Origin of the sequence: Streptomyces sp. NPDC060209 (assembly GCF_042728155.1) — a bacterium.
Taxonomy (GTDB): Bacteria; Actinomycetota; Actinomycetes; order Streptomycetales; family Streptomycetaceae; genus Streptomyces.
The window spans coordinates 12257-25018 of the sequence record NZ_JBHWZS010000007.1 but is presented as its reverse complement, the minus strand read 5'-3'; the positions used below and the strand labels follow the sequence as shown (position 1 = coordinate 25018).

The following is a 12762-nucleotide window of genomic DNA, read 5'->3' as shown; positions in this document are numbered from 1 at the left end:
AAGTCCTCGAATGTGTCCGGGAAGCCTGCCTAGCCCTCACATTCTGCGGCGAACGGCCCGCGCAACTCTTCGAGGTGGGGCTTGACCTGCTCCCACGCACGAGCCTTGCCCGGTACTGCCTCGGGCGGACACACGAGAAGGACGCGGGGCCCGCCGCGATAAGTGGCCGGCGGGAAGAAGCCTCCGCCACCCGCAAGCGCAGGATCGTTCGCCGGATCCGCATCCCAGATCAGACCATCGAGAAAGGTGTCCATCTCCGCACGCAAGCGTGCAGTGGCAAGGAGGCGCATGTCGTCCCATGCGTGACCCGCGCGATAGTGCGGGCTGTAGGAGCCGGTGGTGGTGTGGAACTCGTACTCGGCGCACCTGCAGAGTCTCGATCCGGGGGCCACAGCCAACCGCCGGTTACCCCGTACCTCTGTACGGGGTATTGGCCATCGGGTTCCAGTGGCCGTGTGGTGTCTTCCAGTGCGTCAATCCGGTTGTCGACGGGGACGGCGCTCAACTGCTCCCAGTCCGCCATGAAAAGCATGAGATCCAGACCCAGGGCGGCAGCATAGACAAGCCGCGCGCAGCCAGGGGATGTGGGGCCTACCGTCCTGCCGCAGATCTGCCCGCCCGCTCCAGCCCCCACCCTGCCGGAAGGGGAAGCTCCTATAGATCGTCAAGCGGTCTGCGGGAGCGGTTTAGTGGTGTGGATCATGTGGGGTAGGTGTCGGTAGTCTCGCGGGCGACGAAGCGCTTCAGGCAGCGGATGACGTCCTTCTTGGTCATGCCTTCGGCAGTGCGGCGGGCGACGTAGTCCCGGGTGCGCTGGTCGTACTTCATTCGGACCAGGACGATGGTGTGGAGGGCGTGGTTGGCCTGGCGGTCGCCGCCACGGTTGAGACGGTGGCGGTTGGTGCGGCCGGAGGAGGCCGGGGTGGGTGCGGCTCCGCAGAGGTGGGCGAAGGCCGGTTCGGAGCGGAGCCGGTCGGGGTTGTCGCCCGCGCTCGTCAGCAGCTGCCGGCGGTTTCGGGACCGGCCCGGCAGGGCGATGAGTCTGGGGGCCGCCTTGGTGACCAGCGGTCCGATCTCCTTGTCCGCCTCATTGGTCTCCTCGTCAAGTGCCTGGTAGCGGCGGGCGAGCCGCCGCAGGGCTGTCTTCACCGCGCGGGCGGGACGTCGAGTTCACCGGCCGGGCGCGAGCGGGCCAGGGTGTCGATCAGCTCTCGTGCAGGCAGTCCCCGCACCTTGTCCCGCACCTCGGACGGGGCGGTAACGATGAGTGAGCGTTTCGAAAGGTCGTGACGCTGAGCGACTCGCCATTACTGAAGTGTGGAGATGTTCTGGGGTAAAGGTCCAAGGCTTGCCCCTCTCTGCCATCCGCTCAGCGTCGGCCTTGAACAGCACCGTTACGCCCTGTTCAGCCAGTGCTTCCATAATCGCGACGACGTCCACCGGCACTCTCCCCTCCCGAAGCGCTTCGAACTCGCCATCAGACGAACATACTCACTTCGGGCCGGATCCTGGACACCGCCCGCATGACCCAAAGTGACCGATCGAGGTGCTCTGAGCTGGAATACGCGACACCTCAACATGCGAGCTCACCAGTCCCGAGGCCGGAGACCGAACGGGAGAACATCCGGGAGTCGACCCTCGAAGGGCTCGATGCGGCAGCCCGCAAGGGCAAGCACGGCGGCCGGCCGCCCGGCATCACCGAGGACATGCTGCACACCGTGCTCCGGCGCCGGGCGAACGGCGAGTCGGTAGAGCAGATCCAGCCGGACCTGATCATCCCCACCGGCAAGCGCAAGGGCCAGGCCCTCACCGTCGCCAGGGCGAAGGCGAGGACGGGCAGACCGCGCCGCATCAGGTTCTTGATCACGCGTCGTCTTCTACCCGCGCGCCCCGCGCCGCCGGAAGGCCATGAGGGCGGAGTTCACCCGCACAGCCACTCCTCTTCACCGGAGAAACGATCAAGCCTCGCCTCCCCGGAGGAGCAGTCGCCAGCCACACGCGACCTACTTGGCGCTCGCGTCACCGCCAGTCGTCCCGCCCTACGGACTCGGCGTGCGGTATCTCCGCAGTTCAGCGCGCGGGACGTCCCGGGACGGGGTCGCTTCCGGGCTAGCTGTGGTCTGACGTCACTCCGAGCGTCCAGTCTTGCAGCGGAGCCGGCCGAAACGGGGTGCGCCCTGGCGGGCATTGACAGCCGGACGAAAGATCAAGGGAGACGGAGGCACGGAGTGCACCGAAAGAGAAAGATGCTCCTTCTGGTCGCCCTTTCCTCGTGTCTGGCTGCCGGGTGCAGCCCCGACCCCGGATCGCCGGCGGACAATGACCGGCCACAACAGAAGAAGGCTGCCTCCCCGCAGGGGCCGCCGCACAGGGACCTGAGCCCCGCTGAAGAAATTGAGGTGGACCGCGCGGAGCAGGACCTCGTCACCCAGTGCATGCAGCGCCAGGGCTTCCGCTACTGGCCCCTGCCAGTGCTGAGCGCGCCGGCACGCAAAGTCGGCGCATACGTCGTGGACGACGTCGCCTGGGCCCACCAGTACGGCTACGGCCGGTCATTCGACAACGCAGCCCAGAAGGCCAACCGAGACCACCCCAACATCACTTACGTCGAGGCTCTCCCCAAGAAGGAACGCGTCAGATACTCCAGGTCACTCGACGGCACCTTCACCAACACCATCACCATCGACCTACCGTCCGGCGGTTCGGTCCGCACCCCGCGAGGCGGCTGCTACGCCCAGGCCAAGGAACAACTCTATGGCGACTACCCAACCTGGTTTCGCGCCAAGAAGACCGTGACCTCGCTGACACCTCTATACGTTCCGCGCATCCTCCAGGACGAACGTCTGACCAGCGTCGTGACGGCGTGGGCACGTTGCATGACGGCTGCGGGCCAACCTTTTCAGAGCCCCGACGCCATCCGTCGCGAAAGAGAAAGCCTGATTCGCGGGATGACCGAAGCGCAGGCCCTGCGATCCGAATCCACCTTGGCCGTAACGGAAGCCCAGTGTGCCCAAAAGACATCCCTCGGCAAGACAGCGCGAGCCCTGGAGGCGGAATACCGGGACAAGGTGGCACGCGACTACACCGAGGAATTCACCGCCTACCGGCAGATGAGGCTGTCCGCCCTCACCCGGGCCAGGAGCCTCTGAAGCCCACTCCCAACCCTCTCCACAGTCCGCTGACCGGATGGTCACGGAAAGACCAATCTAGAAGGAGTCCCTCATGAGAAAGCTCCCCACCGTCTTGACCGTCATGGCCCTGGCCGCCCTCGGAACTACTCTCCCAGTCTCTACCGCGCACGCGGCCACGCCCTGCGACAGCGCGTGGAATGGTGGTGCGACATCCCGCTTCATGTACGCCTATGACGCCACCAACTGCACCGGATTCCTCGGAAAGGACGATGGCTGGGACTCCAACTGGGCTGACGGAATCGGAAACTATCAGGCCGCAGCCAGCAACAAAGCCTCATCGATCCTCAACAAGGGCACCACGCTCGAAGTCCAGTTCTTCAACGGGACCGGCACGGGGTGGACCGGAGGCTACATCTGCCTGTCCCGCAACGAGGGGTTCGCCTCCAGCCTCGCCGACGACAAATTCTCCAGTGGCACCACGGCGAACAACGCCATCAGCTCGCACCGCTGGGTTGTCTACACCGCCTGCGGCAATAACTGGGCCGAATAGCCCCGACGGTCACACCCGCAAGGCACGTGGGGTTCCGGCCTCCCACCCCCAAGTACGCAGGCTTTCGGCCGTACGAGAGCCCTCCTTCGAGCGAGACTCTGGAATGGCTGGAATCGGAGGGGCCGCGCCCGACGAGGGCGGCCCCTCCTGCTCAGTCAGCACAACCAGGGCTCGGTCGAGGTCTCACACGTGAGACGCCTACAACCTTTCTCACAGAATGGAAGAAATCGCATGATGCCTTGGATGCGAAAGCTCGGCGGCGTGATCGGTGCAACCGCCGCCGCTGCCACGATCCCGCTGGTCGTCGCCCCGTCGGCGCAAGCCGACAGCGCATACCGTTGCAACTACCCCGAGGTTTGCTTCTATACCGATCCGAACGTGCAGTCCGCGATCGTCGCCCGCTTCCAGGTAGTGACCTCTTCCTGGCAGTACTTGCAGTACCCGAACACCGGCTATGCCGTCGTGAACACTCGCAACGACGATGTGGCGTACGTCCTGCAGAGCGACGGGAAGGTGTTGTGTGTGAAGCCAAACGGAAGCTTCGGCTCCGGGGAGAGGGTTGTAGCCGTTCGCATCGACTCACGATCCAGCTGCTAAGAGGTCCTAACAGAAGTCACTGATGATGTGACTGTCGGCTTGGATCCTCGTTGGTCTGTTCGTGGGGAAGAGAGAGTCGCGTCCATGGGTCGTCTCGGATGAACTGTGGTCGCTGATCGAGCCGTTGTTACCTGAGCCGGGGCCGAAGCTGGTGGCCGGTCGGCCGAGAGTGCCGGATCGCCAGGCGCTGTGCGGGATCCTGTTTGTGCTGCATACCGGGATCCAGTGGGAGTACCTGCCGCAGGAGCTGGGCTTCGGTTCGGGCATGACGTGCTGGCGCCGGCTTGCCGCGTGGAATGAGGCCGGCGTCTGGGACCGGCTCCACGTTGTGCTGCTGGCAAAGCTGCGAGCGGCGAAACAGCTGGACTGGTCGCGGGCGGTGATCGACTCCTCCCACGTCCGGGCCGCTCGGCGAGGCCCAAAAGCGGGCCCAGTCCGGTCGACCGCGCACGGCCGGGCAGCAAGCACCACATCCTCGTCGACGGGCAGGGCATCCCACTGGCAGTGTCTCTGACCGGCGGAAACCGTAACGACGTCACCCAGCTGATGCCCCTCCTGGCGAAGATTCCCTCCGTCCCTGGACTCGTCGGACGACCACGTCGGAGGCCTGACATCCTCCTCGGCGACCGCGGCTACGACCACGACAAGTACCGCCGCCTGGTCTGGGCGCAGGGCATCAAGCCGGTCATCGCCCGCCGTGGAGTACCGCACGGCTCCGGCCTCGGTGTTCACCGCTGGGTTGTCGAGCGCACCATCGCCTGGTTCCACGGCTTCCGACGCCTCCGCGTCCGTTGGGAAAGACGCGACGACATCCACGAGGCTTTCCTCGGACTCGCCACCTGCCTCATCACCCACCGACACGTCCAACGCCTTTGTTAGGACCTCTAAGAGGTCAACTCAGGGGGTGTGTGCGGGACCAGAGGGGACGCGGGCGAGGCTGGTGAAGGCAGGGACAGGGCGGCCTTTGCGTTCGTAACGGCGGTGGAGGCGTCGACGCCCCGAGGGACCCAAAGGATTTGCGCCGACCGTCGAGGGCTCTTCCTGTTCGAGTAGGAGCGATGGATGTGCTCGACGAGTCCCGCGTTGAAGTCGGGCGCGCAGTCGTACCAGTTGAGGCCCGCCGCACCCGGCCGAGGGCCGGCTGTTAGAGGTCCTAACAGAAGCCTCAGATGATGTGACTGTCGGCTTGGTTGCTCGTTGGGCTGTTCGTGGGGAAGAGAGAGTCGCGTCCGTGGATCGTCTCGGATGAACTGTGGTCGCTGGTAGAGCCGTTGTTGCCTGTTCCGGCGCCGAAGCTGGTGCCCGGCAGGCCGAGAGTTCCTGACCGTCAAGCGCTCTGCGGGATCCTGTTCGTGCTGCATACCGGGATCCAGTGGGAGTACCTGCCGCAGGAGCTGGGCTTCGGTTCAGGCATGACGTGCTGGCGCCGGCTCGCTGCCTGGAATGAGGCCGGCGTCTGGGACAGGCTGCACGTCGTGCTGCTGGCCAGGCTGCGAGCGGCGAAACAGCTCGACTGGTCGCGGGCGGTGATCGATTCTTCCCACGTCCGGGCCGCTCGGCGCGGCCCAAAAGCGGCCCCAGCCCGGTCGACCGCGCGCGGCCGGGCAGCAAGCACCACATCCTGGTCGACGGCCAGGGCATCCCGCTCGCGGTGTCCCTGTCCGGCGGAAACCGCAACGACGTCACCCAGCTGATGCCCCTGCTCGCCAAGATCCCGTCGGTCCCGGGGCTCGTGGGAAGGCCACGTCGGCGCCCTGACGTCCTGCTCGGTGACCGCGGCTATGACCACGACAAGTACCGCCGTCTGGTCTGGGCTCAGGGCATCAAGCCGGTCATCGCCCGCCGCGGAGTAGCGCACGGCTCCGGCCTCGGTGTTCATCGCTGGGTTGTCGAGCGCACGATCGCCTGGTTCCACGGCTTCCGACGCCTCCGCATCCGGTGGGAACGACGCGACGACATCCACGAAGCCTTCCTCGGCCTTGCGACCTGCCTCATCACCCACCGACACGTCCAACGCCTTTGTTAGGACCTCTTAAGGGGAGATCCGTCGGACCGCGGTGGTACCCCAACCGACGCGGGCATCGACGCACTCCGGTTCGCCGTCGGCCGTCGCCGGGCGGAAGCAGGCCCGGACGGTGCTGCCGGGACGGGCTTCGGTCATCTCGGTATAGACGAAGGTCGCCGCGTCGTCCTTGGTCCTGATGCGCACACTGTGGGTCGGACCGCCTGCTGTGACGTCCACCCGATCGCCGATCTCGGTCCCCCAGGTCCGAGCCCAGGTCGCTCCGCACTTCCTGCTGTGGCGCAGCTCGATGTGGGCGCCGGTGGCAGTGCGGTGCGAGGCGAGGGTGTCGGGGTCGATGCCGCAGATCAGGCGCATCGGGTCCCTGCCCTCGCAGGCGGCGCCGTGGCATTGCGGAGCGATGGAGAACGGCACGGCGTCCCGTTGCTCGGCCTCTTGGGCCTCGGAGTCCGGCAGCTGGAGAAACAGCAGGATGGCGACACCGCCGATCATCATGGTGTACACCGATGCCAGCACCACCAAGAGCCTGCTCCGGCCAAATCTTCGCAACCCAGTCTCGACGGGCGGTGGTGACTCGGGCGGAGTCGGCGGCGTCGGCTCCTCCGCCGGAGGGGTGGATGGAGGGGCCGCCGCGCGGCCGCGCCAGTGCGACTCTGCGATCTCCCACAGTGCCAGCAGCCGCCCGTCCGGTTCGTTCGCGAGGCGGCACAGTTCCCTTACTGCCTGGCGGGGGAGAAGGCTCTTGCCGTTGAGGTATCGCTCCCACGAGGATTTGCTGTACGGAGTTCGTTCCGCGAGCGCCGCCAGACTCAGCCCCGCACCGGCCCGTAGCTCCCGCAGCGCCTCGAGCAGCCGACCGTGTTCTGTGGTCACTTGGGCGTCGCCTCCCGTAGGGCCTGCCAGGTGGGCGGGTCGATGACTCCGTTGACGATCAGCCCGTTCTGTTTCTGCATGCGCTCGACGGCTCGTCGGGTCTTCGGGCCGAAGACGCCGTCGATGTCTCCCGGCGCGGTGCCCGCCCGGTGCAGCAGGCACTGTGCCTCGGCTACTTCGAGCCCCACGTGGGTGTTCGACAGAAGGATGTCGGTGGTTGGGCTCAGGTTGGCGTGCCAGCGACCGTCACGCTGCTCCAGGCGGCAGGAGTAGATGACCGGGACCAGGGACTCCGACACCGTGGGCGGGCCCGTTGGAACAGCATGGCGGTGGTCTTGCGCGAGCTGGGCGCGGGCTTCGGTGAGCCGTATGGCCAGCAGGAGTGCCGCGGCGACGGACAGCATCGTGACCACGGCTGCCGCGGTGAGAGCGGCGCGGAGGTGGCGCCCGTAGGGCTGCTGCTTGGTGGGGGTGGGTTGCGCTGGTGGGGAGGAGTCCTCGGGGTCGTCGGCGTTTGTGTCCGCCTTTCCCTCGGCCCAGCGTTGGGCGGCGATCTCATGCATGACCAGCAGCCGGGCCGGGTCGTCGCCGGCGGCGCGGGCCAGCGCGTCGACGGCCTCCCGGGGCGGCAGAGACCTGCCGTTCAGGTAGCGCTGCCAGGACTTCGCGCTGTACCCGGTCGTCGTGGCCAGTTGCCGCGTGCTCAGCTCGTTGTGGTCCTTGAGCCTGCGTAGTCGCACAATCAGCTGGTGGACGTGTGGATGCAGTTCTGCGGGCAGTTCCTTCCAGCGCGACATACTTCCCCCACTCGTGTTCGGGGCCGGGGCCCTGCCCTCGGTTCCCGGCCTCATTCTGCACCAGTCGCCACGGAACCCGCTGCGTGCCCGTGGCTGGGAAAGCAACAGTCCGGTTGCCGGCGCAGTCCCGCCGTAGGGACACGGCGGGCGGCATCTCGTCAGTCAACAGCCGGGACGTCCCGGGACTCGGTTATTTCCAGGTGATCTGTGGCCAGAGATCCCGCTGAGCCCGCAGTCTCGTTGCCGGGCCGGCCGCCGCGGTCGGCTCTGTCCAGGCGCACGTCCATTGAGGGGGACAGCATGCGAGCCCTCATGAAGGCACTCGTGTGCCATTGCCGTTGGGATCGCCGCCAGCGGCAGCCCGGCCACCGCGGGCACAGCCTTGGCGGCTGCGACACCGGGAGGGGGATCTACGGTTGCCGCCTCGCCTTCCGGCACCTCGGCAGCTACCACCTGGCAGGCCATGGACACGGTCTGCAAGACGTACACCGCCCTCGACGGCGTCACGTCCCAGGGGCAGATCTGTGCCGAGGTACAGAAGCGTGTCACCGATACCGGCTCGGTCACGGGCTACCGAGGAAGAGTGGTCCTCTCCCCCGCCAACGGCTACGAGATGAAGCCGACCACCTACCACTGGAGCACCGGCGCGGTCTCTCCGAGGTCTGCGCGGGAGGCTGCGCACCGCAGGCCAACACGTGGACCTCCGCCTGGTCCCCGGTTCACACGGCCGGCTCCGGACCGTAGAAGGTGCAGGGCGAGTTCGACGACGGCTCGCTGTGGGACCTGCACGCCTCCTGGGGCGCGTGGCAGACCGCGGCCGAGAAGTGCGCCACGTACACGGCTGGCACGGTGTGCGCGCGGTACGAGGTACTGAGCTACCGTGACACCCCCCAGGAGCGCGGCCGCATCACCTATACGCCGGCCAACGGCGGTTACATCATCCCGATAGCGGTCGGTGTCGGATCCACCATCGACGGCAGCACCACGGGCCGGACGAGTCTGCTCTGCCAGCCGTGCACGAAGCGGACAACGCCCTACACCGCAACGACGAACAGTGGAAGTAGATGCGCATCACGGTGCGTGGGCTGGTTGTCATCCCGCACTTCCCTGGCTGGTGTGGCCGAGGCGGTTGAGGTCGGCAGAGCGGGTGCCGGCGGGCTGAAGGTCGGCGTAGGGGTGGAGCTTCGCCCCGGCAGTCCCGTTGGTGAGCGTCCGGGCCTCTGTGCCGGCCGGCTGGGCGGGGGTGGAGGCCGGTTCGCGGTGGCCGAGGAGGTCGAGGACGGCCTGGGGGCCATAGTCGCGGCGGGCTGCGGCAAGTTCTTCGAGGTTCCAGACCCTCTGCCCGACGACGGTCCGGCGCGGGCCGCGGGCCTCGACGGTGCCGCGGACGAGCAGTAGTCCGTTGTGGAAGATCGTGTGTGCGCAGGTCTCGTGGGAGTCGTCGAAGAAGGCGCAGTCGACGAGTCCGAAGCCGTCTTCGAGGGTGACGAAGATGACCCGCTTGCCGGACGGGATGGGTGGGGTCTGGGTGGAGGCGCGTACGCCGGCGACGAGGACCTGTTGTCCGGGGTGCATCGTCTTGAGGTGCTTGGCGTCGGTGGCTCCGATCTCCCTCAGGAGTCGGTGGTGGTGTTCGATCAGGTGCTGGGAGACGTCGATCTTCAGCACGCCGAGTTCGGCGTCGAGGGCCTCGCGGCTGTTCATCTCGCGGAGGCCGGAGGGTCCGGCGGTGATGAGGGTGTCATCGATTGGGAGCTGTCCGGCGCCGGGCCGGCTGCGGGTGTGGCGGTGCAGCTCTGCCGCTTGGAGCAGGAGGTCGCGTCGTGTCTGGCCGCCTTTGAGGCGGTCGAGGGCGCCGATCTGGATGAGGCGTTCGGTGATGGGCAGGGCTGGGTGGGCTCGTTGCCAGAGGTCTTGGAGGGAGTTGTAGGGCTGCCCGGCGGTGATGCGGTTGACCTGGTCTTCGCTGATGCCTTTTACGGTGGACAGGGAGAGTCGGACGCCGGGGCCGTTGTCGGTCTGTTCGACCTGGTGGGCGGGTGCGGATTTGTTCACGTCGACGGGCAGTACGGGGACGTTGTGGCGGCGGGCGTCGGCGACGATCACGCGCATCGGCCACATGCCGGGGTCGTGTTCCAGCAGCCCCGCATACAGGGCGGCTGGATGGTGGGCTTTGAGCCATGCCGACTGGAGGGCGGGCACGGCGAAGGCGACCGCGTGCGCGCGGCAGAAGCCGTACGCGCCGAAGCTGGCGACGATCTCCCAGACGTCATCCAGGACCTTGGTGGTGTATCCGCGGGCGCCCGCCTTCGCCCGGAACCACCCCTCCAGCTTCGGCAGGCGTTTCTCGTCGGCAAGGGCGCGCCGGGCGACCTCGGCCAGGGCCCGGTCGCAGCCGGTCATCACGGCGAGGATGTCGATGATCTGCTCGTGCCAGATCGTCACCCCGTAGGTGTCGCGGAGGACGGGTTCGAGGTCGGGGTGGGGGTAGACGGGGGCTGCGCCGTGGCGGGCGGCGATGTAGAGCGCGGGCATGCCGCCTTGCACCGGGCCGGGTCGGAAGAGGGAGATGTCGGCGATGACGTCCTGGGGGTCGCGGGGCTGGAGGCGTCCGACGAGGTCCTGCTGGCCGGGTGACTCGAGCTGGAACATGCCGACGGTGTCGGAGTCCTGGATGAGGGCGAAGGCGAACTGGTCGTCCAGGGGCACGTGGTCGGGGTTGTCGAGGTCGATCTGCCTGCCGGTTGTGCGGCGGATCTCGGTGACGGCGTGGGCCATCGCGGATTGCATCCGCACTCCGAGGACGTCGAGTTTGAGCAGGCCGAGGTCTTCGACGTCTTCCTTGTCGGCCTGGACCATCGGGTACTGCCCGCCCGGCGTCGGCTGGACGGGCAGCCGGTCCAGCAGGGTCGCGTTCGACAGGATCACGCCGCACGGGTGCATCGCGATCCCCCGCGGCAGTGCGTCCAGGCCTTCGGCGAGCTCCCACAACCGGCCGTACGACGTGGCCTCGGCTGCCAGCTGCCGCAGCTCGGGCAGTTCCTTGAGCGCCCCGCGGATATCGCAGGCGCGGATGTGGGGGAACGACTTGGCGACCTTGTCGACGACGTGGGGCGGCAGCCCGAGGGCGAGTCCGGTGTCGCGCAGAGCGTGCCGGGCCCGGTAGGTCTCCGGCATTCCGGTGACGGCGACGCGGTCGGTGCCGAAGCGTTCGATGATCCGGTCGTAGACCTCCAGGCGGCGGGCGGACTCCACATCGATGTCGATGTCCGGGAGCGAGGCGCGGCGTTCGGAGAGGAACCGCTCGAAGAGCAGCCGGTGTTCGAGCGGATTGGCTGTGGCGACGAACAGGCTGTGGTTGACCATGGATCCGGCGCCGGATCCGCGGGCGGAGACTCTGATGGCCATGTCGCGGACGTCGGCGACGACCTGGGCGACGGCGAGGAAGTAGGCCTCGAAGCCGAGTCGGCCGATGGTGCCGAGCTCGTAGTCGAGCTGCTCGACCGCCTGCCGGTCGCGATCGAGGCCGCGGGCGGACATCCCTGCCTCGCACCGTTGCTTCAGTAGCCGCATCGCTCCGCCCGTGCCCGGCTCGGCGCCGACGACGGTGGGCTCCGGGAAATGCGGGCGCCCCAGTCCGAGGTCGGCGACCGGATCGATCTCGCACTGCTCGGCTGTCCGCACGGTCTCGGCGAGCAGGTCAGCTGCCCGGCCCGACCCTGCACCTGCCGACTGGCAGATCAGCTCAGCCGTGGCGGCCATCTGGTCCGGGCCCTTCAGCCAGCGCTCGCCGCAGTCCAGGCTGCGGGGGTCGATGGGGCGCAGTCGCCTGGCCGCGTCCAGGACATCCGCGACCCGGTGCTGGGCGGGGTCCGCGTAGCGCACCGCGTTGGTCAGCACCGCGGGGATGGAGAGCTGGTCGGCCAGGCCGAGCGTGTGTGCGGCGAGCCGCGACGAGCCGGCTCCGAGACCTTGTAGCCCCCAGTGCAGGACTTCCAGGCGCAGGTTCGGCCCGGCAACCTCCCGCCACGGGGCCAGGAGCTGCTCGGCGGTGGCCGGGCGCCCGGCCGACAAGGCCCTGAGCGGCTCCGACGCGGGGCCGAGCAGGATCGTGAGCTTCTGGTCGGCGTACTGCTGGAGCACGGGCCAGGTCACGACCGGCGGACCGCCGTCGGCTGTCGCATGGGCGGCAGAGACGATCCTGCACAGCCGCGCCCATCCGGAGATGTCCTGGGCGAGGAGGGTGACGCGCAGGGGCGCCTCGGCCACGTGTGCACCGCCGCGCACCGGGGTCCGCGGCTTGAGGGCGGGGCCAGCCGGGGCGTGTGGTGCGACCGCGAGGTCGACGCCGAGAACCGGGCGCACGCCAGCCGCCATGGCGGCTTTGGCGAAGCGGACGATGCCGGTGACGGTGTCGCGATCGGTCAGCGCGAGCGTGGTGATGCCCCGCTCGGCGGCACGGGCGACCAGGTCGTGCGGATGGGAGGCACCGTAGCGAGCGGAGTAGCCGCTGGCGACATGCAGATGTACACCACCGCCCATCACGACCTCCGTCAAATACCCCCAAATACGGTCTAACCACCCTGGCCAGATCTCCACAGTACTCGAACATAAATCGAACAGGCGAGTTTGGTGCTCCTCCCCCCAAGCCGCCCGCCGCCTGTGACTGAGCGTGCTATCTGGCCCCTGAGCGTGATAGTTGGCCTCTTGAGCGGGGCAGATGGCCCGCGGGGTAGCGGGCGACGCGCTGGCAGTTTCCGTGCGACCTTGCCCCGCTCCTTGACCGGCTGG

8 protein-coding genes and 1 pseudogene are annotated in these 12762 nt (G+C 67.8%); 5 read left to right on the top strand and 4 right to left on the bottom strand.

The features are described 5' to 3' along the window. Positions 1-699: 699 nt before the first annotated feature. A complete protein-coding gene (locus ACFWFI_RS02735; RefSeq protein WP_387384637.1) occupies positions 700-1149 on the bottom strand; it encodes a transposase in 450 nt (149 codons plus the stop codon). Between the two features lie 1097 nt (positions 1150-2246). Here ACFWFI_RS02735 and ACFWFI_RS02730 point away from each other — a divergent pair. The 5 genes and pseudogenes from ACFWFI_RS02730 (at position 2247) to ACFWFI_RS02710 (ending at position 6304) form a co-directional block, all read left to right on the top strand. Then, positions 2247-3149 (top strand): hypothetical protein, encoded by a 903-nt coding sequence (locus tag ACFWFI_RS02730; protein WP_387384635.1) that lies wholly within the window; start codon positions 2247-2249, stop codon positions 3147-3149. 73 nt (positions 3150-3222) lie between these two features. Continuing rightward, the gene (locus ACFWFI_RS02725; RefSeq protein ID WP_387384633.1) at positions 3223-3681 is read left to right on the top strand and encodes a hypothetical protein; all 459 of its coding nucleotides are present in this window, start codon (positions 3223-3225) and stop codon (positions 3679-3681) included. A 243-nt stretch (positions 3682-3924) separates the two neighbouring features. Further along, positions 3925-4278, top strand: coding sequence for a hypothetical protein (locus tag ACFWFI_RS02720; protein WP_387384631.1), 354 nt, complete (start codon positions 3925-3927; stop codon positions 4276-4278). A gap of 61 nt (positions 4279-4339) precedes the next feature. After that, positions 4340-5157, top strand: a pseudogene (locus ACFWFI_RS02715) (IS5 family transposase). A 356-nt stretch (positions 5158-5513) separates the two neighbouring features. Continuing rightward, positions 5514-6304 (top strand): IS5 family transposase gene (locus ACFWFI_RS02710; RefSeq protein WP_387384719.1). Its coding sequence is split into 2 segments (ribosomal slippage): positions 5514-5844 and positions 5844-6304, totalling 792 coding nucleotides; the frame shifts between segments, so codons are not numbered across the junction. A gap of 6 nt (positions 6305-6310) precedes the next feature. Here ACFWFI_RS02710 and ACFWFI_RS02705 read toward each other — a convergent pair. The 3 genes from ACFWFI_RS02705 to ACFWFI_RS02695 all read right to left on the bottom strand — a co-directional run bounded on the left by ACFWFI_RS02705 (position 6311) and on the right by ACFWFI_RS02695 (position 12513). Continuing rightward, the gene (locus tag ACFWFI_RS02705; protein WP_387384629.1) at positions 6311-7174 is read right to left on the bottom strand and encodes a helix-turn-helix domain-containing protein; all 864 of its coding nucleotides are present in this window, start codon (positions 7172-7174) and stop codon (positions 6311-6313) included. Continuing rightward, the gene (locus ACFWFI_RS02700; protein WP_387384627.1) at positions 7171-7971 is read right to left on the bottom strand and encodes a peptidoglycan-binding protein; all 801 of its coding nucleotides are present in this window, start codon (positions 7969-7971) and stop codon (positions 7171-7173) included. The genes ACFWFI_RS02705 and ACFWFI_RS02700 overlap by 4 nt, the downstream gene beginning before the upstream one ends. Before the next feature lie 1092 nt (positions 7972-9063). Continuing rightward, positions 9064-12513: a DNA polymerase III subunit alpha gene (locus ACFWFI_RS02695; protein ID WP_387384625.1), complete on the bottom strand. Its 3450-nt coding sequence runs from the start codon at positions 12511-12513 to the stop codon at positions 9064-9066. Between the last annotated feature and the right edge of the window lie 249 nt (positions 12514-12762).